At 68.3% G+C, this 22,938-nt stretch carries 23 protein-coding genes; 19 read left to right on the plus strand and 4 right to left on the minus strand.

The features are described from left to right. The first annotated feature begins 57 nt into the window (after window positions 1-57). Entirely contained in the window at window positions 58-648 is a 591-nt protein-coding gene (locus tag ULB03_RS06605) for a malonic semialdehyde reductase (protein ID WP_322482436.1), read from the plus strand. A gap of 33 nt (window positions 649-681) precedes the next feature. Here the strand turns inward: ULB03_RS06605 and ddpX are convergent, their stop codons facing one another. Next, a complete protein-coding gene (ddpX, locus tag ULB03_RS06610; protein WP_322482437.1) occupies window positions 682-1,257 on the minus strand; it encodes a D-alanyl-D-alanine dipeptidase in 576 nt (191 codons plus the stop codon). A gap of 45 nt (window positions 1,258-1,302) precedes the next feature. On the opposite strand from ddpX, the gene tsaB reads away from it, so the two are divergent. Further along, window positions 1,303-2,076 carry a tRNA (adenosine(37)-N6)-threonylcarbamoyltransferase complex dimerization subunit type 1 TsaB gene (tsaB, locus tag ULB03_RS06615; RefSeq protein ID WP_322482438.1) on the plus strand — a complete coding sequence of 258 codons (774 nt, stop codon included), beginning with the start codon at window positions 1,303-1,305 and terminating at the stop codon, window positions 2,074-2,076. Beyond that, window positions 2,073-2,573, plus strand: a complete 501-nt coding sequence (locus ULB03_RS06620; protein WP_322482439.1) for a GNAT family N-acetyltransferase — start codon at window positions 2,073-2,075, stop codon at window positions 2,571-2,573. Before tsaB ends, ULB03_RS06620 begins: the two co-directional genes overlap by 4 nt. A gap of 43 nt (window positions 2,574-2,616) precedes the next feature. Here ULB03_RS06620 and ULB03_RS06625 read toward each other — a convergent pair whose 3' ends face one another. Further along, window positions 2,617-2,826 (minus strand): sulfurtransferase TusA family protein, encoded by a 210-nt coding sequence (locus ULB03_RS06625; RefSeq protein WP_322483792.1) that lies wholly within the window; start codon window positions 2,824-2,826, stop codon window positions 2,617-2,619. Between the two features lie 132 nt (window positions 2,827-2,958). Here ULB03_RS06625 and ULB03_RS06630 point away from each other — a divergent pair, with 132 nt between their 5' ends. The 11 genes from ULB03_RS06630 (at window position 2,959) to trmB (ending at window position 14,379) form a co-directional block, all read left to right on the plus strand. Beyond that, complete coding sequence (locus ULB03_RS06630; RefSeq protein WP_145735270.1) at window positions 2,959-3,372, plus strand: Ros/MucR family transcriptional regulator; 414 nt, start codon at window positions 2,959-2,961, stop codon at window positions 3,370-3,372. A 526-nt stretch (window positions 3,373-3,898) separates the two neighbouring features. Continuing rightward, on the plus strand, window positions 3,899-4,714 hold the full coding sequence (locus tag ULB03_RS06635; RefSeq protein ID WP_322482440.1) for a GNAT family N-acetyltransferase: 816 nt from the start codon (window positions 3,899-3,901) through the stop codon (window positions 4,712-4,714). A gap of 50 nt (window positions 4,715-4,764) precedes the next feature. Then, window positions 4,765-5,658, plus strand: coding sequence for a lysophospholipid acyltransferase family protein (locus ULB03_RS06640; protein ID WP_322482441.1), 894 nt, complete (start codon window positions 4,765-4,767; stop codon window positions 5,656-5,658). A gap of 179 nt (window positions 5,659-5,837) precedes the next feature. Next, entirely contained in the window at window positions 5,838-7,298 is a 1,461-nt protein-coding gene (miaB, locus tag ULB03_RS06645) for a tRNA (N6-isopentenyl adenosine(37)-C2)-methylthiotransferase MiaB (RefSeq protein ID WP_322482442.1), read from the plus strand. 5 nt (window positions 7,299-7,303) lie between these two features. Further along, window positions 7,304-8,329: a PhoH family protein gene (locus ULB03_RS06650; RefSeq protein WP_322483793.1), complete on the plus strand. Its 1,026-nt coding sequence runs from the start codon at window positions 7,304-7,306 to the stop codon at window positions 8,327-8,329. Then, window positions 8,326-8,922: an rRNA maturation RNase YbeY gene (gene ybeY / locus ULB03_RS06655; RefSeq protein WP_322482443.1), complete on the plus strand. Its 597-nt coding sequence runs from the start codon at window positions 8,326-8,328 to the stop codon at window positions 8,920-8,922. Before ULB03_RS06650 ends, ybeY begins: the two co-directional genes overlap by 4 nt. 3 nt (window positions 8,923-8,925) lie before the next feature. Further along, window positions 8,926-9,852: a hemolysin family protein gene (locus ULB03_RS06660; protein WP_145735274.1), complete on the plus strand. Its 927-nt coding sequence runs from the start codon at window positions 8,926-8,928 to the stop codon at window positions 9,850-9,852. Between the two features lie 29 nt (window positions 9,853-9,881). Beyond that, window positions 9,882-11,534, plus strand: coding sequence for an apolipoprotein N-acyltransferase (gene lnt / locus ULB03_RS06665; protein WP_322482444.1), 1,653 nt, complete (start codon window positions 9,882-9,884; stop codon window positions 11,532-11,534). Between the two features lie 261 nt (window positions 11,535-11,795). After that, window positions 11,796-12,266, plus strand: a complete 471-nt coding sequence (locus ULB03_RS06670; RefSeq protein WP_322482445.1) for a helix-turn-helix domain-containing protein — start codon at window positions 11,796-11,798, stop codon at window positions 12,264-12,266. A 137-nt stretch (window positions 12,267-12,403) separates the two neighbouring features. Continuing rightward, the gene (gene metK, locus ULB03_RS06675) at window positions 12,404-13,564 is read left to right on the plus strand and encodes a methionine adenosyltransferase (protein ID WP_322482446.1); all 1,161 of its coding nucleotides are present in this window, start codon (window positions 12,404-12,406) and stop codon (window positions 13,562-13,564) included. 296 nt (window positions 13,565-13,860) lie between these two features. Then, window positions 13,861-14,379 (plus strand): tRNA (guanine(46)-N(7))-methyltransferase TrmB, encoded by a 519-nt coding sequence (trmB, locus tag ULB03_RS06680; protein ID WP_322482447.1) that lies wholly within the window; start codon window positions 13,861-13,863, stop codon window positions 14,377-14,379. Window positions 14,380-14,526: 147 nt separating this feature from the next. Here the strand turns inward: trmB and ULB03_RS06685 are convergent, their stop codons facing one another. Then, complete coding sequence (locus ULB03_RS06685) at window positions 14,527-15,597, minus strand: serine hydrolase domain-containing protein (RefSeq protein ID WP_322482448.1); 1,071 nt, start codon at window positions 15,595-15,597, stop codon at window positions 14,527-14,529. Between the two features lie 11 nt (window positions 15,598-15,608). Continuing rightward, window positions 15,609-16,250 (minus strand): alpha/beta hydrolase, encoded by a 642-nt coding sequence (locus ULB03_RS06690; protein WP_322482449.1) that lies wholly within the window; start codon window positions 16,248-16,250, stop codon window positions 15,609-15,611. Window positions 16,251-16,376: 126 nt separating this feature from the next. On the opposite strand from ULB03_RS06690, the gene ULB03_RS06695 reads away from it, so the two are divergent. From ULB03_RS06695 to mtnA, 5 genes are all read left to right on the plus strand, one after another. Continuing rightward, on the plus strand, window positions 16,377-17,669 hold the full coding sequence (locus ULB03_RS06695; protein WP_322482450.1) for a glycosyltransferase family 4 protein: 1,293 nt from the start codon (window positions 16,377-16,379) through the stop codon (window positions 17,667-17,669). Window positions 17,670-17,704: 35 nt separating this feature from the next. After that, window positions 17,705-18,676, plus strand: a complete 972-nt coding sequence (locus tag ULB03_RS06700) for a glycosyltransferase family 9 protein (RefSeq protein WP_322482451.1) — start codon at window positions 17,705-17,707, stop codon at window positions 18,674-18,676. Window positions 18,677-18,835: 159 nt separating this feature from the next. Continuing rightward, complete coding sequence (thrS, locus tag ULB03_RS06705; RefSeq protein WP_322482452.1) at window positions 18,836-20,824, plus strand: threonine--tRNA ligase; 1,989 nt, start codon at window positions 18,836-18,838, stop codon at window positions 20,822-20,824. A 173-nt stretch (window positions 20,825-20,997) separates the two neighbouring features. Continuing rightward, complete coding sequence (gene infC, locus ULB03_RS06710; protein ID WP_322483794.1) at window positions 20,998-21,534, plus strand: translation initiation factor IF-3; 537 nt, start codon at window positions 20,998-21,000, stop codon at window positions 21,532-21,534. 267 nt (window positions 21,535-21,801) lie between these two features. Then, a complete protein-coding gene (gene mtnA / locus ULB03_RS06715) occupies window positions 21,802-22,926 on the plus strand; it encodes an S-methyl-5-thioribose-1-phosphate isomerase (protein ID WP_322482453.1) in 1,125 nt (374 codons plus the stop codon). Window positions 22,927-22,938 lie beyond the last annotated feature (12 nt).

Genomic DNA, 22,938 nt, shown 5'->3' on the forward strand with positions numbered 1-22,938 from the left:
ATCCCCGGCACCGTCCGGGGCCAACCCGGACGATCACCAGGCAGGAAAACCATACCCATGAGCGAACCCCTGACCGAGGCAGGTAAGGACCTGTTGTTCCGCACCGCCCGCACCCAGAACGGCTGGCTGGACAAGCCGGTGCCCGAGGCTCTGCTGCGTGAGCTGTACGACCTGTTCAAGTTCGGGCCCACCAGCGCCAATGCCAGTCCCGCCCGCGTCGTCTTCGTGACCAGCCCCGAAGCCAAGCAGCGGCTGAAGCCCGCCCTGTCCGGCAACAACACGGAAAAGACGATGACGGCGCCGGTCACCGCCATCATCGGCCATGACCTGGAATTCTATGAGCAGCTTCCCCGCCTGTTCCCCCATGCCGACGCCCGGTCGTGGTTCACCAGCAGCGAGGAGCTGGCCCGCACCACGGCCTTCCGCAATGGCACCCTACAGGGCGCCTACCTCATGTTGGCCGCCCGCTCCCTGGGGCTGGATTGCGGCCCCATGTCCGGCTTCGACAACGCCAAGGTCGATGCCGAGTTCTTTCCCGGGGGCACGGTGAAGTCCAACTTCCTGTGCAATCTGGGCTATGGCGATCCGTCCAAGGTTTTCCCGCGCCTGCCGCGCCTGGCCTTCGAAGAGGCGTGCAGCATCGTTTGACGCACGTCGGCCGACGCCGTTCCGGCCCTGGGTTCAGGCAGTCAGCCTCGGGCCCAGGGCGCCGTCGTCCACCAGCGGGTAGAGGTGGGCATCCGGCACCTGGTAGTGCCACCACTCCGCCGGGTAATGCGTCCAGCCCGCCACGGCCATGATGCCCAGCAGCAGGGCCCGGTTGCGCTGGGCCGCCGGACTGACCGTGTCATTCCCATGATGCGCCTGCGGGCTCATGTCGTCGAAGCCGGTCCCCATGTCCAGCGGCGTTCCGTCGGCCTGGGCCAGCGTCAGGTCCACAGCCACCCCCCGCGTATGATTGGACCCTGACCGTGGGTCGGCGATGAACACCGGATCCGGCAGGGCGCGCCACAGCGCCCATTGCGCCTGGGGCGGGCGGTAGGCGTCGAACACCCGCAGGCGCAGGCCCAGCGCGCCGGCGCGGACGACGGCCCGGGCCAGGCGCTCGGCCGCCTCCGGGTGCAGCAGGCAGGCCGGGCGCGCGTACAGGGGGCTTCCCGTCAGGTTGTCAGCCGTGGCATAGCGAAGGTCCAGGTCGACGTCGAACCCCGTCTCCGGGGCGATGGTCACGAAACGCGGCTGGCCGGTGGGCGCCATGGTCGTCTGCTGCCTTGCTTGGGACTGTTTTAGGGAAACCGCCATATGGGCCAATCGAGCGGCCAATCCAGCACCGGCGTGCCGGCCGACGGTCCCACGATAGCATTGGGGATCGACACCGCCACCAGCGTCTGCGCCGTCGCGCTGTGGCGCTTCGATCCCACCACCGGGCACTCCGAGGCCCTGGCGGCACAGGCCGAGCCCCTGTCCCGGGGCCAGGCGGAGCGGCTTCTGCCCCTGGTGGGGGAGGTGCTGGCCCAGGCCGGCCTGGACTACGCCGCCATCCACCGCTATGGCGTCACCATCGGCCCTGGCGCCTTCACCGGCCTGCGCGTCGGCCTGGCGGCGGCGCGGGGCCTGGCGCTGGCGTCCGGCCGTCCGCTGATGGGGATCACCGGGCTGGAGGCCTTCGCCCATGCCGCCGTTCATGGCCTGGGCGGCACCTCTGTGTCGACCGGCCGTCCCTTGCTGGTCGCCATCGACAGTCGGCGCGAGGACTTTTACCTCCAGGCGTTCGATGCCGCGGGGGGCGCGCTGACCCCGCCGGAGGCCGTGTTGCCGGCCGACGTGCCGGCCTTCGCCGCCCGCTTGGCTGGCCCGCCCGTGCTGCTGGGCGATGCCGCGCCGGCCGTGGCCGCCGTCCTGGCCGCTGCGGGCTGTGACCACATCACCGCCGACCTGGCGCCGGAGGGGCCGGCGCTGGCGGTGGCGCGCCTGGCGGCGATGGCCACCCCGGCGACGCTGGCGGCCCACCCCGCCAACCCCCTGTATATCCGGGCACCCGATGTCACGGTGGCCCCGCCCGGGGCCGGACGATGACGTCCTCCTGGCATGTCCGCCCGGCGCTGGCGGCGGAGGTTGAGGTGCTGGGGGCGGTGCATGCCCTGTGCTTCGCCGACGCGACTGTCGCCGGGCCCGCCTGGTCGGCCCAGGCCATCGCCGATCTTCTCAGTTTGCCGGGCGTGGCCGCCCTCATGATCCTGGATGGCGATCAACCACCGGGCCTGCCCCTGGGCATGGCCCTGATCCGCACGGTGGTGGATGAGGCGGAAATCCTGACCATCGGTGTTATCCCGGATGCCAGAGGCCGGGGACTGGGTGTCGCCCTGGTCCAGGCCTGCGTCAACATGGCCGCGTCAGCCGGGGCCGCCGCCCTTTATTTGGAAGTGGCGGAAACCAACACGCCGGCCCGCCGCCTTTACGCCGCCACTGGTTTCGAGCCTGTTGGCCGGCGGGCAAATTACTACCACCTCGCGGGCCAGTCGGTGGCCGCGATGCTCCTTCGCCGGGCAGTTGGTGTGGGTGAAGCTGCGTAAAACAAGCTTTCCACCGACCGGTAACAAAAAAAGCGCGCAGACTTCAGCGCGTCACACGTATGCGATGTATGCCCTCCGGCTGGTCAATCCGCTCCGGTCCGCGCATCTCGACTGTATAGCCATGCTCGGTCAAGGACCGGGGGACGTTGTGCAGCGGCTCACCGCTGTTGAGGCGAATTTCCAGCGTTTCACCTGGCTTCAGCTTTTCCACCGCAAGTTTGGCTCTTACAAAGGTAATAGGGCAAACTTGCATCGTTATATCCAAAAGACTGATTATAGGTGTTTCGGTTGTCACTCTATCCTCACACGATGGACTTGAACGTTATTGCCATGCCTATGGTTTAGACTTATACAAGTCAGGTACTGAATCCTTGGAGTAAGGAAAATGACCGGTCCGTCCGCGGCGAATGAGTTGTTGTCCCTGACCACGGAAATTGTTTCCGCCCATGTCTCCAATAATACCGTCCCACCCGCTGATCTGACCGGGCTGATCGAGCAGGTCTACAAAACCCTGACCAACATCGGCCAGGACCAGCCGGCGGCCGTGGAAAAGCCCCAGCCCGCCGTTCCGATCAAGCGCTCGGTCACGCCTGAATACATTGTGTGCCTTGAGGATGGGAAAAAGCTGAAAATGCTGAAGCGCCATCTGAAGACGGCCTACAACATGACGCCCGAGGAATACCGCGAGAAGTGGTCGCTGCCGACCGACTATCCCATGGTGGCCCCGAATTACGCCAAGCAACGCTCGCGCTTGGCCAAGGAAATCGGCCTGGGCACCCGGGCGCGCGGCGACGCCTGACGTCCCTGGCGTGGCTTTCCGGTCCGCCCGACCGGGGTAATCCTCCCGACGGCCACCGCGCATGGTAGGGCTGCGCCGTGACGCGGGCCGCCCGGTGCGGTCCAGGCGGCAAGGCCGATGACCCTGGCTTGGAAGGACGGGAAAAGGCAAGAGGGTGACGGCTGGCCGGTCGGGCTGCCGTCCTGTCCTCTTTCCAGCGACATCGGGCACTTAAGGCACCTTCGCCGTTCCCCAAGACAATCCGAAAGCCCACCCGGCATCCCCGAGGTTCTGGTGCCGGCGCCACACCCCTGGCGAGATCGCCCCGAATATTTCTTCAGCCTAACAGACCCGTGAATGTTTCGTGACCCGGTGGGGTTGGGGCACATGACTCGGTTGACCGCCCCGCCGCGCTTTGTGGTATGCCAATGGCGGAAGCGTTTTCCCGGGGGGTCGTAAGCCCGGCTACAGGCCAGGACTTCGGACGGGAACGCGTCACGCAAATCGCGACCGCCTCTGGCGCCGCTCAAGGACCGCGAACGAGAGCATGGCTGACATCACGATCGACGCTCTGACCTCTGGCGATCTTCGCATGGGGAGCTTGGAGGTCCGCCTGGCCGAGACGAAGGCCGAGGTCGAGGCCGCCCAGGCCATCCGCTACCGGGTCTTCTACGAAGAAATGGAAGCGCACCCGACGCCGGAAATGCTGCGCCTGCGCCGCGACTTCGATGATTTCGATCCGCTGTGCGACCACCTGCTGGTCATCGACCACGCCAAGGGCGCCGGTGCCGCCGGTGTCGTGGGCACCTACCGCCTGATCCGCCGCGCCGCCGCCGCCCGCGCCGGTTCCTTCTACTCCAGCGATGAATACGACATCGCGCGGCTGGAGGAATACCGGGGCGAGATCCTGGAGCTGGGCCGGTCGTGCGTGGATGCGGCGTACCGTAGCCGCCACGCCATGCAGCTGCTGTGGCGCGGCATCGCGGCCTACGTCGCGGTCTACGACATCCACCTGCTGTTCGGCTGCGCCAGCCTGCCGGGGACCGATCCCAAGGCGCTGGCCCTGCCGCTCTCCTATCTGCATTACCATCACCTGGCGCCGCCGGCCCTGCGTCCCGTCGCCCTGCCGCACCGCTACGTCGACATGCGCCTGATGGAGGAGCAAGACGTGGACGCCCGCCGTGGCCTGGCCCTGGTGCCGCCGCTGATCAAGGGCTATCTGCGCCTGGGCGGTTTCGTGGGCGATGGCGCCGTGGTCGATCACCAGTTCAACACCACCGACGTTTCCATCGTGGTGAAGACCGACATGATCACCGACAAGTATCTCCGCCACTACGAACGGCGCGGATCGGCGTTGATCTGATCCTGCCGGCATCCCATTCGTTTTCATTCGCACCCGGAGGAGGGCATTTCATGGCGATCGGCTCCACCCGTGCCGGTTTCCTGCGCCTGGCCCTCTACTTGGCGTGGACCTTCCTGTGCATCCCGGTGCAGGCGGCCCTGGTGTCGCTCAACCTGCCGGGGCAGGCGCGCTTTCCCCGCTTTTACCACCGGGTGTGCTGTCGCCTGATGCTGGCGCTGGACGTGGACGTGGTGGGCCAGCCTTCGGTGGACCGGCCGACGCTGTTCGTCTCCAACCATTCCTCCTACCTGGACATCCCGGTCCTGGGCTCGGTCATCCCGTGCTCCTTCGTGGCCAAGTCGGAGGTGGGCCTGTGGCCCATGTTCGGCTTGCTGGCCAGGCTGCAGCGCACCGTCTTCGTCAACCGCGCCAACAAGCGCGAGGCGGGCAAGCAGCGCGATGACATGGCCGGCCGCCTGATCGCCGGTGACAGCCTGGTGCTGTTCCCCGAGGGCACCAGCAGCGACGGCAACCGCGTCCTGCCCTTCAAGACCGCGCTGTTCGCCGTGGCCAATACCCAGGTTGACGGCCGCGCCGTGGCGGTACAGCCGGTCAGCGTCGTCTGCACCCACCTGGACAACCTGCCCTTGGGCCATGACTTGCGCCCCCTGTACGCCTGGTATGGCGATATGGAGCTGCCGCCCCACCTGTGGCAGATGATCGGCGCCGGCCGCCTGCGCATTCGGGTGGAGTTCCATCCCGTGGTGTCGCTGGAGGACTTCAGCTCGCGCAAGGCTTTGGCGGACCATTGCTGGCAGGTGGTGGCCGCCGGTGTGGACCGCGCGGTGGCCGGCCGCTGGGCGCGCCCCGTGCCGGTGGCCCGGCCCGCCGCGCCGGCCCGGCCCGCCGCGCCGGCCGGCATCGGGTCGGACGCCGCGACGGGGGCGGCCAGGGGGATGGCTTGACCCTGCCCGTTCTTCGAAGGGGAACAGCCCCGGCTGAACCCTGTGTTGACCCATGCCCACCTTGACTACGACCGCCGGCCGCCCGATGTTACGGTCCGCGCGCCAGCCCTGGGCCGGCGCGCCTTTTGTGTTCGTGCGGTGTTCCCGGGCCAAGGGCCGGCAGGGGCAGGGAGTTCGGTGTGGCGACCTCGCGTAAGAAGCTGTTCATCAAGACCTACGGCTGCCAGATGAACGTCTATGACAGCGGCCGCATGGCCGACGTCCTGGCGCCGCTGGGCTATGAACCGGCGGAAGAGGCGGAGGGGGCCGACATGGTCATCCTCAACACCTGCCACATCCGCGAGAAGGCGTCGGAAAAGGTTTATTCCGAACTGGGCCGCCTGCGCCTGCAGCAGCAGGAGAAGGCGGCAGCGGGCGAGCGCATGATCATCGCCGTGGCCGGCTGCGTTGCCCAGGCCGAGGGCGCGGAGATCATGGCCCGCGCGCCGCACGTCGACATGGTGTTCGGGCCGCAGACCTATCACCAGTTGCCGGAGATGGTGACGCGCGCCGTGCGCGGCGCCGGCGGTGTCATCAACACCGACTTCCCGGTGGAAAGCAAATTCGACCTGCTTCCGGGGGAGGGCGCCACGCCGCAGGGCCCGTCCGCCTTCGTCTCCGTGCAGGAGGGATGCGACAAGTTCTGCACCTTCTGCGTGGTGCCCTATACGCGGGGTGCCGAATACTCCCGCTCCGCCACGCAGATCCTGGAAGAGACGCGGCGCATGGTCGCCAACGGCACGGTGGAGATCACCCTGCTGGGCCAGAACGTCAACGCCTACCACGGCGAAGGTCCCGACGGCGGCACCTGGGGCCTGGGCCGGCTGATCCGCGCGTTGGCGGAGATCGACGGCCTTGCCCGCATCCGCTACACCACCTCCCATCCCCGGGACATGGACGACGACCTGATCCGCGCCCATGGCGAGGTGCCGCAGCTCATGCCCTTCGTCCACCTGCCGGTGCAAAGCGGGTCGGATCGCATCCTGGCGGCCATGAACCGGAAGCACACCGCCGACGACTACCGCCGCATCGTGGACAAGCTGCGCGCCGCCCGGCCGGGCCTGGCGCTCAGCAGCGACTTCATCGTCGGCTTTCCCGGCGAGACGGCGGAGGATTTCGCCGCCACCCTGCGGCTGATCACCGACGTCGGCTTCGCCAGCGCCTATTCCTTCAAGTACAGCGCCCGCCCCGGCACCCCCGCCGCCGCCATGGCGGAGGGGCGTTTGACCGAGGATGACAAGTCCGAACGGCTGGAGGCGGTGCAGACCCTGCTGGCCGAACAGCAGCGTGCCTTCAACGCCGGCCTGCTGGGCACGGTGCAGGAGGTGCTGTTCGACCGGCGCGGCAAGCATGCGGGCCAGTTGCTGGGCCGCAGCCCCCACATGCAGGCGGTCCACGCCGCCGCCCCCGACCGCCTGCTGGGCCAGGTGGTGCCGGTGCGCATCACCGCCGCCTCGGCCAGCAGCCTGGGTGGCGAGGTCGTCACCACCGAAACGGCTCTGGCCGAAACGGTTTTGGCCGAAACGTTTCTGGGGAACAAAACCGCCCCGTCCGGTGTCGCCCCCGACATCAAGGCCAATCATCAGGAGATGACGGCGTGACCCACGTGTCCGGAACGGACCAGCGCATCGACCTGCAGTTCGATGACAATCGCCTGCTTCCCCTGTTGTTCGGGGAACATGAACAGTATCTGAGCCGCATCGAGCGCCAGTTGGGCGTCAGCCTCATCAGCCGCGGCAACTGCCTGACCATCTCCGGTCCGGAAGATGCCACCGGTGCCGCGCGCGCCGCCCTGGACGCCCTGTGGGAGCGGCTAAAGCGCGGCATGCCCGTCGGCCCGGCCGAGGTGGACGCCGCCATGCGCATCGCCACCGGGGTCGATGCCGAAAGCCGGGGCCGCGCCCTGGCCTCCATCACCCGGCCGGAGGCGGTGCTGAAGACCCGCCGCCGCGACATCACCCCCCGCTCCCCCACCCAGGCGGCCTATCTCAAGGCGCTGGCGGAGAACGAGCTGGTGTTCGGCCTGGGCCCCGCCGGCACGGGCAAGACCTACCTGGCCATGGCGCAGGCGGTGTCGCTGCTGATCACCGGCCGGGTGGACCGTATCGTCCTGTCCCGCCCGGCGGTGGAGGCGGGGGAGAAGCTGGGCTTCCTGCCCGGCGACATGCGCGAGAAGGTGGACCCCTACCTGCGCCCGCTGTACGACGCGCTCTACGACATGCTGCCGGCCGAGCAGGTGGCCAAGCGCCTGGGCTCTGGCGAGATCGAGGTGGCGCCCCTGGCGTTCATGCGCGGCCGCACGCTGGCCAACGCCTTCGTCGTGCTGGACGAGGCGCAGAACACCACGCCCATGCAGATGAAGATGTTCCTGACCCGCCTGGGCGAGGGCAGCCGCATGGCCATCACCGGCGACCTCAGCCAGGTGGACTTGCCCAACGGTGTGAAGTCCGGCCTGCGCGAGGCGGTTGAGGTGCTGGAAGGCGTGCAGGGGGCGGCCTTCGTCCATTTCTCCGCCGCCGACGTGGTGCGCCATCCGCTGGTGGGCCGCATCGTCGACGCCTATGACCGCGCCGACGCCCGGCGCAAGCGGCCGGCGGAAATGGCCAAGGCATCGGCGGAGACCGAGGAATGACCGTGGACACCGCCCGGGCCGATGCCCTGGAGATCATCGTCGAGGTCGAGGCCGGCGACTGGGAGGCCACCATCCCCGGCGTCGAGGAGGTGGTGAGCAAAGCCGCGCGCAAGGCCCTGGTCCAGGCGCTGGTCGTGGATGCCAACGCCCTGCCGGAAGGGGAGGGCGAGGTTTCCATCCTGCTGTCCGACAATGCCGCCGTGCGCGTGCTGAACCATCAGTACCGGGGCAAGGACAAGCCCACCAACGTCCTGTCCTTCCCCATGCTCGACGAGGACGGGGAGGATGAGGAATTCGACCTTCCCGAGGGCATGGAGCGCCCGCCCTACCTGCTGGGCGACATCATCCTGGCGTATGAAACCTTGATGACGGAGGCGGCGGAACAGAACAAACCCGTCGCCAACCACTTGACCCACCTTGTGATCCATGGCGTGCTGCACTTATTGGGCTATGATCACATTGAGGACGCCGAGGCCGAGACCATGGAACGGCTGGAGACGGCGATCCTGGCGGACATGGGCATAGCCGATCCCTACCGGGACGGCGCCGGCCCCACCCGCGAAGACCCTCAGAGCGAAGAGACCACGCGCTAAACGATGGCCGATCTTTCCGACAGTCGAACGCCCCGTGAAGACGGGGCCGAAGATCACGGGTCACTGACCCAGCAATTCCGGGGCTGGCTGCGGGCCGCCCTGGGCGGGCGCGTGGATCCCACGCTACGCGACACCATTGAAGAGCTGATCGAGGACAGCAGCGCGGACGAGACGTCCGTGGGCGGCAATGAGCGCACGCTGCTGGCCAACATCCTGAAGCTCCGGGGCCGCACCGTGGTCGACATCATGGTGCCGCGCGCCGACATCCTGGGCATCGAGGCCTCGATCAGCCTGCCGGATTTGATCCGCCGCTTTTCCGAGGACGCGCACTCGCGCATGCCGGTCTACCGCGAGACGCTGGACGATGTCATCGGCATGGTCCACATCAAGGACATCCTGGCGGTGGTGGCCGACCAACGGCCCTTCGACCTGGAATCCATCGTGCGCGAGGTGCAGATCGTGGCGCCCAGCATGCCGGTCCTGGACCTGCTGCTGCACATGCGCCAGGCGCACCAGCACATGGCCCTGGTGGTGGACGAGTTCGGCGGCATCGACGGCCTGGTGACCATCGAGGATTTGGTGGAGGAGATCGTCGGCGAGATCGAGGACGAACATGACGACGCGGTGCAGCCGCGCATTGTGGAACGCCCCGATGGCACGCTAATCGCCGACGCCCGCCTGCCGCTGGAGGATTTCGAGGCCCGCGTCGGCCCCGTCCTCGACGAGGAGGAGCGGGAGGAGGTCGACACCCTGGGGGGCCTGGTCTTCTCCCTGGCCGGCCGCATCCCCCGCCGGGGCGAGACGCTGGTCCATCCCTCGGGCATCGAGTTCGAGGTGGTGGACGCCGATCCCCGCCGCATCAAGCGGCTGCGCGTGCGCAACCTGCCCGCGTCGGCCAGCCAGGACCAGCCCTTGGCGACGGGTTCCTGACGCCCCCGTAACCGGAGACCATTCCCATCGTGAGCCTGCCTGACCGTCTGGCCCGCCTCGCCACCCGTCTGCGCGAGGGCGGCCGTTGGCGCCGCCTGGGGCTGGCCGCCCTCCTGGGTGGCCTCGCCACGCTGGCCATGCCCCCCGTGAACGCCATCCCGGTGCTGTGGCTGGCCTTTCCCGGCCTGATCTGGCTGCTGGACGGGGTGGAACGCCCGGCCGCCGCCTTCTGGACGGGCTTGGCCTTCGCCTTCGGCCATTTCGTGCTGGGCCTCTATTGGGTGGGGGCGGCGCTGCTGGTCTTCCCCCGCTTCTGGCCCATGCTGCCCCTCGCCGTGGCCGGCCTGCCGTTCCTGCTGGGCCTGTTCGTGGGGACGGGCACCTTGGTCTGGTGGGCCCTGACTCGGCGCTTCCGTTTGGCGGGGCCCGGCGGGGGCGGCATCGCCCGCTGCCTGCTGTTCGCCGTGGTTTGGACGGTGGTGGAATATGCGCGCGGCCATGCCTTCACCGGCTTCCCCTGGAACCTGATGGGCTATGTCTGGGTCGGCCTGCCCGGCCCGGCGCAGGTCGGCTCGCTGATCGGGGTTTACGGCCTGACGCTGCTGACGGTGCTGCCCGCCAGCCTGCCGGCGGTGCTGGCCGATGGCGGGCGCCGTCCCTGGATGGCCCCGGCGGTGGGCCTGGGCCTGGTGGCCCTGATGGCCGCCTATGGCATCGCACGCGTGCCGGCGGGCGAGGCGCCGCTGGTGCCGGGGGTCATGCTGCGCCTGGTGCAGCCCAACATCCCCCAGTCCGACAAGTGGAACGCGCAGCTGGAACTGGAGCATGTCCGTCTGCTGCTGGCCCTGTCGCGCCAACCGCAGCCTCCAGGGCAACCTCCCGTCACCACCCTGGTCTGGCCGGAAACGGCCGTGCCCTACCTGCTGGAGGATGAGCCGGAGCTGCTGAAGGCGGTGGGCCAGGTGACCCCGCCCGGCGGCCTGACCCTGACGGGCACCCTGCGGCTGACGCCGGCGGGCCAGCCGGGTGCCGAGGACGGCACTGACACCTATTGGAACAGCCTGGTGGTGGTGAACGACCAGGGACAGGTGCTGGGCCATTACGACAAGGCCCACCTGGTGCCTTTCGGCGAATACACCCCCTTGCGCCGCTGGCTGCCCCTGCGGGCGGTGGCGCTGGTGTCGCCCGGCAACTCCATCCTGGGGTCGGGGCCGGGCCCGCGCACCCTGGGCCTGCCGGGCCTGCCGCCGGTCAGCCCGCTGATCTGTTACGAGGTCATCTTCCCCGGCATGGTGACGGCGCAGGAGGCCGGTACGGCGGGTGCGGCAACGCAGCGCCCCCGCTGGCTGCTGAACGTCACTAACGACGCCTGGTATGGTCTCACGGCCGGGCCGCACCAGCACCTGGCCATCGCCACCATGCGCGCCATCGAGGAAGGGCTGCCCCTGGTGCGCGCCGCCAACACCGGCATTTCGGCGGTGGTGGACCCCTACGGCCGCGAGTTGGGCCGCCTGGCGCTGGGGACGCGCGGGGTACTTGACCTGCCGCTGCCTGAATCGACAATTCAGCCTACGCCTTATGCCCGATGGGGTGATGGCCCCTTGGCCGCTTTACTCTTGGCCGTAATGGGCGTTATCTATTTTTTCACGCTTCGGCTGTATCAGGGTAGGCAGTGCCCTTGATGCCCATGCCGAAAGTCCGTGATTGGCCGCACCAGGACCCGTGGCGCCGCCGTTGGGGTTTTTAACCCCGCGATTGTCACCGGGATCCGGCGTCGGCCTGTGATCGAATGGATCATGCGCTGCCGCGCAAGGCCCGGTTTGCGGGCGACGGACCGAACAAGGGCCAGGGAGTGGGACGGTGGGATGCAGGCGGCGCGCCTTGACCGTCCGGGAACGCTTGGCTTAGGGTCGTAATCGATCCGTAACGTGAGGATTTGGATCATGGAGAGTGCAATTGGGGCCCGCCGTTCCACCGGTGGGCGGCCTCGGATCGGAAAACCCAACCCGATCGACGTCCACGTTGGCAGCCGCGTGCGCTTGCGCCGCACCCTGCTGGGCATGAGCCAGGAAAAGCTGGGAGAGGCCATCGGCCTGACCTTCCAGCAGGTGCAGAAGTACGAGCGCGGGGCCAACCGCATCGGCGCCTCGCGCCTGTTCGACCTGTCGCGCGTGCTGGACGTGCCGGTGTCCTTCTTCTTCGACGACATGGCCGGCGACACGCCGAACGACGTCGTGGATGAGGCCCTGTCCCCGGACATGGGCTTCGATGCCGACCCGATGGCCAAGCGTGAGACGCTGGAACTGGTTCGCGCCTACTACCGCATTTCCGATCCCGCCGTACGCAAGCGCCTGTTCGAACTGACCAAGGCCGTCGCCAATTCCGGTGTGGAATCTGTGGCCGACGTCGCGTGATAGGGGCCTGCCCCTTGACCGCGCTGTAGAAGCCTGCGAAAAACGCCGCCTGGCTGCATAAGCCCGCGCGGCGTTTTTTTGTCGATATAACATCGCTCCGCCGTAAATAGCCGTCGTTACATTAGTCGAGGCGTCCCGTGGCCCAATCCAATTACGTCTTCACCAGCGAGTCCGTTTCCGAAGGTCATCCGGACAAGGTCTGCGACCAAATCTCTGACGGTGTGGTCGATCTCTTCCTGGCACAAGATCCGTATGCCCGCGTGGCCTGCGAAACCTTGGCCACGACCAACCGCATCGTCATTGCCGGTGAGGTGCGCGGCCCCGAAGGCCTGCTGAAGGAAATCGAGGGCGTGGCCCGCGAGACGGTGAAGGCCATCGGCTATGAGCAGGACGGCTTCCACTGGAAGACGGCCGAGGTGCAGTGCTACCTGCATGCCCAGTCCGCGGACATCGCGGTCGGCGTCGACGCCGCCGGCAACAAGGACGAGGGCGCTGGCGACCAGGGCATCATGTTCGGTTATGCCTGCCGCGAAACCGACGACCTGATGCCGGCCCCCATCCACTATTCCCACCGCATCCTGAAGTCGCTGGCCGACGCGCGCCATGGTGGCGTGAAGGAACTGGGCCCCGACGCCAAGAGCCAGGTCAGCCTGCAGTACGTGGACGGCAAGCCCGTGCGCGCCACCTCGGTGGTCGTCTCCACCCAGCATGCCGAGGGCCTGGACCAGGACGCCGTGCGCGAGATCGTGCGCCCGCATGTGCTGAAGGTCCTGCCGGAAGGCTGGATGTGCGATGAGGCCCATTTCTACGTGAACCCCACCGGCCGCTTCGTCATCGGCGGCCCGGACGGTGACGCCGGTCTGACCGGCCGCAAGATCATCGTCGACACCTACGGCGGTGCCGCCCCGCACGGCGGCGGCGCCTTCTCCGGGAAGGACCCGACCAAGGTGGACCGTTCGGCCGCCTATGCCGCGCGCTACCTGGCCAAGAACGTGGTGGGCGCCGGTCTGGCCGACCGCTGCACCATTCAGCTCAGCTACGCCATCGGCGTGTCGCACCCGCTGTCGGTCTACATCGACACCGCCGGCACCGGCCGGGTGGATGAGGAAAAGCTGTCGGACGTGCTGCGCCAGCTGATGAACCTCAGCCCCCGCGGTATCCGTGAGCACCTGAAGCTGAACCGTCCCATCTACGCCCGCACGGCGGCCTATGGCCACTTCGGCCGCACGCCGGACGCCGACGGCGGTTTCTCCTGGGAAAAGCTGGACCTGGTGGACGAGCTGAAGCGCGCGTTCTAAGGTTCGCCCTGTCCTGACGCCGGGGGCCTTGGCCGATCGATGGATCGCCAAGGCCCTTGGCTTTTCTGACCGCCTTTCCGCCCCTTGCCCGTCCTTGATCACATCATGACCGACGACACCCCCGCCCAGCACCGCCCCCTGCTTTACGGGCGTCGTCGCGGCCGGCCCCTGCGCCAGCACCGCACCAGCCTGATCGAGGCGTTGCTGCCCCGCCTGCAATTGGATCCGCCGGCGGCGGGGGGAGCATCGATCCCGCGACCCTGTTCCCCACCCCCAAGCGCGACCTGTGGTTCGAGGTGGGCTTCGGCGGCGGTGAGCATCTGGCCGAACAGGCGGCCGCCAACCCGGACATCGGCTTCATCGGGTGCGAGCCCTTCATCAACGGCGTCGCCAACCTGCTGCAGCATGTCGAGGCCAAGGACCTGTCCGGCAACATCCGCATCTGCCCCGATGACGCCCGCCCCATCCTGGACGCCCTGCCCGAGGCCAGCGTGGGCCGCGTCTTCGTGCTGTTCGCCGACCCTTGGCCCAAGCTGCGCCATGCCGAACGCCGTTTCATCGGCCCCGCCAACCTACCGCGCCTGGCGCGTGTGCTGAAGGACGGCGCCGAGCTGCGCCTGGCCACCGATGACCAGCAGCTATGCCGCTGGATGCTGGAACACGCCTGGCGCTACCCTGACTTTGAATGGCTGGCCGACAAAGCGGCCGACTGGCGCGTGCCGCCGGCCGACTGGGTCCAGACCCGCTACGAACAGAAGGCGCTGGAGGCTGGCCGGGTGCCGGTTTATTTGCGTTTCCGTCGGAAAGTCAGGTAGTTCTGGCCCCCTCAGGCGCCGGGTGCCAGCATCCGCTGGCTTGGCTTATCCTCGCATTTCAGTCCGCTGACGCTCCCCAAAATGCTCCGGCGACCGCGGTCGCGGCCTATTGAAAATAGGCGTAACGATGGGCGCGCGGCGCTGGGGTCAGGCCCGGGGTTCCGCCCCCAGCAGCGCGTCGGCGAACTGGTCCATGGTCTTCTGGGACAGGGCGGTGTTGTTCATCAGCACCACCGTGCGCTGGCCATCCAGCCGGTGGCCCAGCACCAGGCGATAGCCCGCCGTGCGGCCCGTTTCCCAGCCCGCCAGAACGGTGCGCCCCTGGATGGTCAGGCGGCGTACTCGGCCGCCCAGGGCGTAGTCTTCCATCGGCACCTCGACATGGGTCAGTTGGCGGCGGGACTCCACCGTCAGGAAATCGGTGTCGAACACCCGGTGGGCGGCGCGCATCAGGTCGGGGGCCGTGCTGGCATAGCCGCCCGAGGCCGCCAGATAGGGCCGCCGGTCGTTGCGCCAACGCTCCGGCGGCGCGACGGTGCGGTATGAGGGCGCCGCCCCCTCCAGCATGGCCTCCGTGGCACCGGTGGCGCGCAGGTCCAGCGGATCCAGGGTGATGGATCGCACCGCCGCCTGGAAGGGCAGGCCGGTCACCCGTTCCACGGCGGCGATGACCACGATCCAGTTCACCGGGTGATAGTCGAACCGGGCACCCGGCTCGAACACCAGGTCGCCCTGGCCGAAGCGGGCCAGGGCCTGGGTTGTGGTCAGGTCGGTCTGCAGCAGCGTGGGATCGGCCTTGGCCTCGGCGATGAACAGGTTGGGCAGGCCGCTGGCGTTGCACAGCAGGCGGCGCAGGGTCAGCTTGGCGCCGGTATCGGCGCGATAGTCGGGCAGGGCCTGGGTCAGCGGCGCGTCCAAATCCAGCAGCCCGCGCTCCACCAGCTTCAACACCGTCACCGTCGTCAGCCACTTGCTGATTGAGGCGATGGCGTACGGGGTGTCGGCCTTGGCCGGCACCCTGGCCTCGATATCGGCATAACCCACGGTGCGGACGTAATCGGCCTTGCCCGCCTGGCCCAGCATGACCACGCCCTGGAATCCGGTGTCACGGACGAAGGCGTCCACCACCGCGTCGGGGCTTTCGGCGGCGCGGGTGGGTAGGGTGGAGAGCAGCGGCAAGGCCGCTGCCGCCCGCAACAGCAGGCGACGGTTCAGCATGTCAGGTCCCCTTACTCCAGCAGCTCAGCCACCTGCCGGGTGATCAGGTCCAGGTCCTGCGGCCGGGACAGGCGGTGGTCGCCATCCTTCACCAGGGTGACGCGCACGTCGTCATGGGTGATGGCCGCGGCCAGGTCCAGGCTGGTTTGCCAGGGCACGTCGGGGTCGCGTTGGCCGTGGATCAGGCGCACCGGTACCGGCGGCAGGGCGAGGGGCCGGTCCAGCAGCAGGTGGTGGCGGCCCTCCTCGATCAAGGCGCGGGTGATGGGATAGCCCGCGTCATCGTAGAGGGAGGGCTGGCGCCATTCGCCCTCGCGCATCAACGTGGCGCGGGCCGCCGCATCCATGCGCGCCCACATCAGCCGCTCGGTGAAGTCCGGCGCTGGGGCGATGCCCACCAGGGCGCGTACCCGGTCGGGCCGGGCCAGGGCCGCCAGCAGCATGATCCAGCCGCCCATGCTGGACCCCACCAGGATCTGCGGCCCCTCCGTCACCTGATCCAGCACCGCGATGGCGTCGTCCGCCCAGGTGCCGATGGTGCCATCGCGGAAATCGCCGCTGGACACCCCGTGACCCTGGTAGTCGAAACGGACGAAGGCGTGACCCCGGTCTTGCGCGTAGGCTTCCAGGGCTGTCGCTTTGCTGCCCGTCATGTCGGACTTCAGGCCGCCCAGGAAGACAATTCCGGGGCCGCGTCCGGCACTACGTCGATAGGCTATGGTGGCGGCCCCCCGCTGTACGCTATGTATCGGCGTCCCCGCCATGCTTGCCTTCTCCGAATGACCTTGACCCACACCCCTGGCACCGTAACGGCCTCGACCGACACCGGCAATCCCGCGCCGGCCCCCGATGGGGCCAGTTGGGATGGGGCCAACACCGCCGCCGGCTGGTTCGGCGGGGGGCGGCCGGTCGTGCTGCAGGTCATCCCCAGCCTGGTGACGGGCGGGGCGGAGCGCGGGTGCATCGACATGGCCGCCGCCCTCATGCGCGCCGGCGGCACCGCCCTGGTGGCCTCAAGCGGCGGCCCCATGGCGCGCGAGCTGGAGCGGTACAAGGCCGAGCACATCACCCTGCCGCTGGCCTCCAAGAACCCCTTCACCATCTGGCGCAACGCCAGCCGGCTGGAAGCCCTGATCCGCCAGCGCGGCGTGGACATCATCCACGCCCGTTCCCGCGCGCCGGCATGGAGCGCCTGGATCGCGGCGCGGCGCACCGGCATTCCTTTCGTCACCACCTTCCACGCCCCGTACAACTTCAAGGGCGAGATGAAGCGCCGCTACAACGCGGTCATGGGCAAGGGTGACCGCGTCATCGCCGTTTCCCGCTTCGTGGCGGAGCATGTGGCGGACAAGTACGGGGTGGAGCCGGATCGGCTGCGCACCATTCCGCGCGGCGTCGACACCTTCACCCTGGACCCGGAGCGGGTCAGCCAGGAACGGCTGATCAAGCTGGCGCGCGATTGGCGCCTGCCGGAGGACCAGCGCATCATCCTGCTGCCCGGCCGCCTGACCCGCTGGAAGGGGCAACTGGACCTGATCGAGGCCATCGCCCTGCTGAAACGCGACGACGTGCGCGCCGTGCTGGTGGGCTCCGACCAGGGGCGGACGGAATATCGGGCGGAACTGGTGGCACGCATCCGTGAGCTGGGCCTGGAAGGCCAGGTCACCATCGCCGACCATTGCAACGACATGGCGGCCGCCTACCTGCTGTCCGACGTGGTCGTCAGCGCCTCGGCCCAGCCCGAGGCGTTCGGCCGCGTGATCGTCGAGGCCCAGGCCATGGGCAAGCCCGTCATCGTCACCAACCACGGCGCCGTGGCGGAAACGGTGATCGATGGCGAGACGGGTCTGGTGGTGCCGCCGGGCGATCCCACGACCATGGCCGCCGCCATTGGCGAGGCTTTGGCGCTGGACAGCCTGCAACGCCGCGCCCTGGCCGCCGACGCGCGCCGCTTCGTCCTGCAGAACTACACCCGTGAACGCATGTGCGAGGCCACGCTGGGCGTGTATGCCGAGCTGCTGCACCTGCGCGCCACCGTCGGCATGGCGGCCTACCGCAAGGCCGGCCCGTGACGGTGCCCACCGGGCCCGCGTCCGGCGCAGAACGCGTGTCCGGCACGGAACGCATCCTGGCCATACGCCTGGGCGCGCTGGGTGACCTGGTGCAGTGCTTCGATGCCTTCCAGGCTATCCGGCGCCGTCATCCGCAGGCCCATATCACCCTGTTGACCGGGTCGGCCTTCGTCGGCTTCGGCCGGTCCATGCCCTGGTTCGATGCGGTATGGGCCGATCCGCGGGGCCGCAACCCGCTGGCCTACCTGCGCCTGCGCTCCCGCTTGCGCGCCGGCGGCTTCGACACCATCTACGACTTGCAGAACAAGCCGCGCACGGCCCGGTACTTCTGGCTGATGGGCCCCGGGCGCCGGCCGCTGTGGTCCGGTGCGGCCAAGGGCGCCGCCTTCCCGCTGCCCGATGTCGCAGGGCTGCATAACCACGACCGCTACCGCGTGCAGCTTGAGGCCGCCGGTGTTCCCGACACGGGGCCCGCCGATCTGGACTGGCTGGCCGGTGAGGTGGAGGAATTGGCGCCGGAGGGGCCCTTCGTCCTGCTGGTGCCGGGTTGCTCGCCCCATTTGCCGCACAAGCGCTGGCCGGCGGACCGATACGCCGCGTTGGGCCGGCGGCTGGCGGACCGGGGCCTGACCCCGGTGGTGGTGGGCACCGACGCCGACCGCGACGCGGCCCAGGCCATTGTGCGCGACTGTCCCTGGGCGGTGGACCTGGTGGGTCGCACCACCCTGGGCCAGTTGGCCAGCCTGGCGCGGCGGGCCGAGGGGGCGGTGGGCAATGACACCGGCCCCATCTTCCTGACGGCGGCGCTGGGCTGCCCGACGCTGATGATCATGTCGCACCACACCGATCCCGCGCGCTCCGCCCCCTGGGGCCCGGACGCCACCTGGATCAAGGTGCTGGACCTGGTGGATTTGGGCGTGGACGCGGTGGAGACGGCGCTGCGCCTGCGGCCGAAGCCGGATGTGGGGCCTGATATCGGACAGGGTGGCGAAAACGCCGGGGTTTAGGCCGATTGTTCCACTTGTTGCGCGTGTCTGTGCCCTGGGCGACACAGCCATGCGGCGCTTATGACCCGCCAGCCGGCTTACCCCCGGGCCCAACGCTTGACAGTTCCGCCCCCGCTACCCAAAGTCGCCTTTCTTCAATTTGGACAAACCCTGAACGCCATGACGACCGCTGAAAACCTTGACCAGCCCCAGATCGCGATCACGCTGCCCGACGGCAACGTGCGAACTTACGCGGCGGGCGTGACGGGCCTGGAGGTCGCGCAGTCGATCTCCAAGAGCCTGGCCAAGGCCGCGCTGGCCGTCACGGTGGACGGGGAGGAGCGCGACCTGTCGCGCCCTATCGAGCATGACGCCAAGGTCGCCATCCTGACGCGCGACGCGCCCTACGCGCTGGAACTGATCCGCCACGACTGCGCCCACATCCTGGCGGAGGCGGTGCAGCAGCTGTACCCCGGCACGCAGGTCACCATCGGTCCCGCGATATCCACGGGCTTCTACTACGACTTCGCCCGGGCCGAGCCGTTCACGCCTGACGACCTGGTGAAGATCGAGAAGCGCATGCACGAGATCGTGGATGCGGACAGCCCCTTCACGCGCGAAGTCTGGGACCGGGACGAGGCCATCGCCCACTTCAACTCCATCGGCGAGCATTACAAGGCCGAGATCATCGGCGACATCCCGGCGGGCGAGAAGATCACCATCTACCGCCAGGGTGGCTGGTACGACCTCTGCCGTGGCCCGCACTTGCCGTCCACGTCCAAGGTCGGCCACGCCTTCAAGCTGATGAAGGTGGCGGGCGCCTATTGGCGCGGCGACAGCCGCAACCCCATGCTCCAGCGCATCTACGGCACCGCCTGGCGGACGGAGAAGGAGCTGGCGGAGCACCTGCACCAGATCGAGGAAGCGGAGAAGCGCGACCATCGCAAGCTGGGCCGCGAGATGGACCTGTTCCACCTGCAGGAAGAGGCGGCGGGCAGCGTCTTCTGGCATCCCAAGGGCTGGACCCTGTGGCAGGCGCTGGAACGCTACATCCGCGCCAAGCTGAAGGACGCCGGCTATCTGGAGGTGCGCACGCCGCAGCTCTACGACAGCAGCCTGTTCAAGGCTTCGGGCCACTGGGACATGTATGGCGACAACATGTTCAAGATCCGGGAGTCGGTGGACGACCAGGGCCGTGAGAAGTTCCTGGGCGTCAAGCCCATGAACTGCCCGGCCCACGTCCAGATCTTCCGCCAGGGGCTCAAGAGCTACCGCGACCTGCCCATGCGCCTGGCGGAGTTCGGCGCCTGCCACCGCAACGAGCCCTCGGGCGCGCTGCACGGCATCCTGCGCGTCCGCGCCTTCACCCAGGACGACGCCCACATCTTCTGCACCGAGGACCAGGTGCCGTCCGAGGCGGCGGATTACTTCAAGCTGCAGCTGGGCGTTTACAAGGATCTGGGCTTCGACAAGATCGCCGTGAAGCTGGCGCTGCGCCCCGACGTGCGCGCCGGCAGCGACGAGGTGTGGGACAAGGCCGAGCAGGGGCTGCGCGACGCCCTGACCGCCAACGGCCTGGAGTTCGAGGAGCTGCCCGGCGAGGGCGCCTTCTACGGCCCCAAGGTGGAATTCCACCTGACCGACGCCATCGGCCGCACCTGGCAGTGTGGCACCCTGCAGCTCGACTTCGTGCTGCCGGAACGCCTGGACGCCAGCTACATCGGCGCCGACGGCGCCCGCCACCGGCCGGTGATGCTGCACCGCGCCATCCTGGGCTCGTTCGAGCGCTTCATCGGCATGATGATCGAGCATTACGCCGGCAAGTTCCCGCTGTGGCTGTCGCCCGTCCAGGCCACGGTCTGCACCATCACGTCGGAGGCCGACGCCTACGCCGAGGAGGTGGCCAAGATCATGGCCAAGGCCGGCCTCCGCGTGGAGGTCGACACCCGCAACGAAAAGATTAACCTGAAGGTCCGCGAGCATTCGCTGGCCAAGGTGCCGGTCCTGGTGGTGGTCGGTGGACGCGAGGCGGAAAACCGCACCGTGGCCCTGCGCCGCCTGGGCGGCAAGGACCAAGAGCTGCTGTCGCTTGACGAGGCGGTGGCGGCGCTTAAGCTGGAAGCGCGCGCGCCTGTCCCTTCGGAGGGAGTGACGGAAGCCGCGTTCTGAGGATAATTATGGTCTGACCAGCGCCCAACGGGGCTGTGGAGAGAAATCCGCAGTTGCGCGGCGCTGGCTTTTCTTACAAGTACACATCATCACTTTTTATCCGGTGATGCCGCCCGCCCCGTCCCGGGGTCTCCACCCACCCGGCGGCCACCGTAAACCAGGGAGAAGGTTCCATAGCCAGGCCCAGCCAAGAGTCGGCCCCCACCCGTGAGGGGCCGCGCGTCAACCGGGAGATCAACGCTCGTTCCGTCCGCCTCATCGACGCCGAAGGCGAGATGGTTGGCGTCGTTAGTCTGCGCGATGCACTGATCGCCGCCGAAGAGGCCGGCCTCGACTTGGTCGAGGTCTCGCCCAACGCCGAGCCCCCCGTCTGCAAGATCCTCGACTACGGCAAGTTCAAGTACGAGGCGCAGAAGAAGGCCGCCGAGGCGCGCAAGAAGCAGAAGATCATCGAAGTCAAAGAGATCAAGCTGCGTCCCAACATCGACGACAACGACTACGACGTGAAGATGCGCGCCGCGCGCCGCTTCCTGGAGGAAGGCGACAAGGTGAAGGTCACCATGCGCTTCCGCGGTCGTGAAATGGCCCACCAGGATCTGGGCATGAACGTGCTGGTGCGCGTGAAGGACCTCCTGGACGACTTGGCCAAGGTCGAGCAGATGCCCAAGCTGGAAGGCAAGCAGATGATCATGATCCTCGCGCCCCGTTGAGCGCAGGATCGATCCTCTGACCGCGCCGACAGCGACGGACACCAAAGGCCCTCGGAACCACCGGTTCCGGGGGCCTTGTTGTTTGCGGCCGGTGCCGCCAGGATTGGTTTTGGGCAATGACCAGCGGCGTGAACAAAGGTCATGCCGCTGTAGGCCCCGACCGGGGCCGCCGGAAATTTCCGGGGAGCGTAGCGGACTGGAAACTGAGGATAAGCCAAGCCACCGCACGGTGGCGCCCGGCGCTTGAGGGAAAGGGAGAAACTACTCATGAAGGTGGCGGGCAAGGCGATGCGGACCATCTGGCTGGACGCGGATGGCCGTCGCGTCGGCATCATCGACCAGACGCGGCTGCCCTTCCGGTTCGAGACGGTGACCCTGTCCGATGTGGCGGCCATGGCCACGGCCATCACCACCATGCAGGTGCGGGGCGCCCCCCTGATTGGTGCGGCGGCAGCCTACGGCATGGCGCTGGCCATGGCGGTGGGGGTGGAGGATGGCGATGTGGAGCGGGCGCATGCCTGCCTCATGGCCACGCGGCCCACGGCGGTCAACCTGCGCTGGGCCCTGGACCGCATGCGCGAGGTGCTGCTGCTGACCCCGCCGGGCGACAGGCGGGAGCGCGCCTATGCCGAGGCGGCGGCCATCGCGGACGAGGATGTGGACATCTGCCGCGCCATCGGCCGCCATGGCCTGCACCTGATCCGCGCTGCGCACCAGCGCAACCCCGACCGGCCGGTGCGCATCCTGACCCATTGCAACGCCGGCTGGCTGGCCACGGTGGATTGGGGTACGGCCACGGCGCCGATCTATCTGGCGCACGAGGCCGGCATCCCCCTGCATGTCTGGGTGGATGAGACGCGGCCGCGCAACCAGGGCGCTTTCCTCACCGCCTGGGAACTGGGTCAGCACGGGGTGCCCCATGCCGTCATCCCCGACAATACCGGCGGCCACCTGATGCAGCATGGCCTGGTGGACCTGGTCATCGTCGGCACCGACCGCACCACCGCCCGGGGCGACGTCGCCAACAAGATCGGCACCTATCTCAAGGCCCTGGCCGCCAAGGACAACGACGTCCCCTTCTATGTCGCGCTGCCCTCCAGCACCATAGACTGGACGCTGGAGGATGGCGTGGCCGGCATTCCCATCGAGGAACGCGCCAGTGACGAGGTGGCGCGCATCACCGGCCTGGCCGACCACGGCGGGCTGGAAACCGTGCGCCTGGTGCCGCCGGACAGCGCGGTGGTGAACTACGCCTTCGACGTTACCCCCGCGCGCCTCATCACCGGCCTCATCACCGAACGCGGTGTGTGCAGCCCCCCGGACTTGGCCCACCTGTTCCCCGACCATCAGCCGCCGGAACGGATGGGCCAAGTGCCCGTCAACGACGAATAGGCGGCCGGCCAA

The organism is Nitrospirillum goiasense, assembly GCF_034427435.1.
Classification (GTDB): Bacteria; Pseudomonadota; Alphaproteobacteria; order Azospirillales; family Azospirillaceae; genus Nitrospirillum.

Bases quoted from the DNA above. Each gene is read 5' to 3' on its own strand.
- ybeY (WP_322482443.1), top strand. From the start codon at position 8,326: ATGACCGTGGACACCGCCCGGGCCGATGCCCTGGAGATCATCGTCGAG.
- tsaB (WP_322482438.1), top strand. From the start codon at position 1,303: ATGGGCCAATCGAGCGGCCAATCCAGCACCGGCGTGCCGGCCGACGGT.
- ULB03_RS06660 (WP_145735274.1), top strand. From the start codon at position 8,926: ATGGCCGATCTTTCCGACAGTCGAACGCCCCGTGAAGACGGGGCCGAA.
- ULB03_RS06685 (WP_322482448.1), bottom strand. From the start codon at position 15,597: ATGCTGAACCGTCGCCTGCTGTTGCGGGCGGCAGCGGCCTTGCCGCTG.
- ULB03_RS06690 (WP_322482449.1), bottom strand. From the start codon at position 16,250: ATGACGGGCAGCAAAGCGACAGCCCTGGAAGCCTACGCGCAAGACCGG.
- ULB03_RS06695 (WP_322482450.1), top strand. From the start codon at position 16,377: ATGACCTTGACCCACACCCCTGGCACCGTAACGGCCTCGACCGACACC.
- thrS (WP_322482452.1), top strand. From the start codon at position 18,836: ATGACGACCGCTGAAAACCTTGACCAGCCCCAGATCGCGATCACGCTG.
- ULB03_RS06635 (WP_322482440.1), top strand. From the start codon at position 3,899: ATGGCTGACATCACGATCGACGCTCTGACCTCTGGCGATCTTCGCATG.
- ddpX (WP_322482437.1), bottom strand. From the start codon at position 1,257: ATGGCGCCCACCGGCCAGCCGCGTTTCGTGACCATCGCCCCGGAGACG.
- ULB03_RS06640 (WP_322482441.1), top strand. From the start codon at position 4,765: ATGGCGATCGGCTCCACCCGTGCCGGTTTCCTGCGCCTGGCCCTCTAC.
- ULB03_RS06670 (WP_322482445.1), top strand. From the start codon at position 11,796: ATGGAGAGTGCAATTGGGGCCCGCCGTTCCACCGGTGGGCGGCCTCGG.
- ULB03_RS06605 (WP_322482436.1), top strand. From the start codon at position 58: ATGAGCGAACCCCTGACCGAGGCAGGTAAGGACCTGTTGTTCCGCACC.
- ULB03_RS06630 (WP_145735270.1), top strand. From the start codon at position 2,959: ATGACCGGTCCGTCCGCGGCGAATGAGTTGTTGTCCCTGACCACGGAA.
- mtnA (WP_322482453.1), top strand. From the start codon at position 21,802: ATGAAGGTGGCGGGCAAGGCGATGCGGACCATCTGGCTGGACGCGGAT.
- ULB03_RS06620 (WP_322482439.1), top strand. From the start codon at position 2,073: ATGACGTCCTCCTGGCATGTCCGCCCGGCGCTGGCGGCGGAGGTTGAG.
- ULB03_RS06625 (WP_322483792.1), bottom strand. From the start codon at position 2,826: ATGCAAGTTTGCCCTATTACCTTTGTAAGAGCCAAACTTGCGGTGGAA.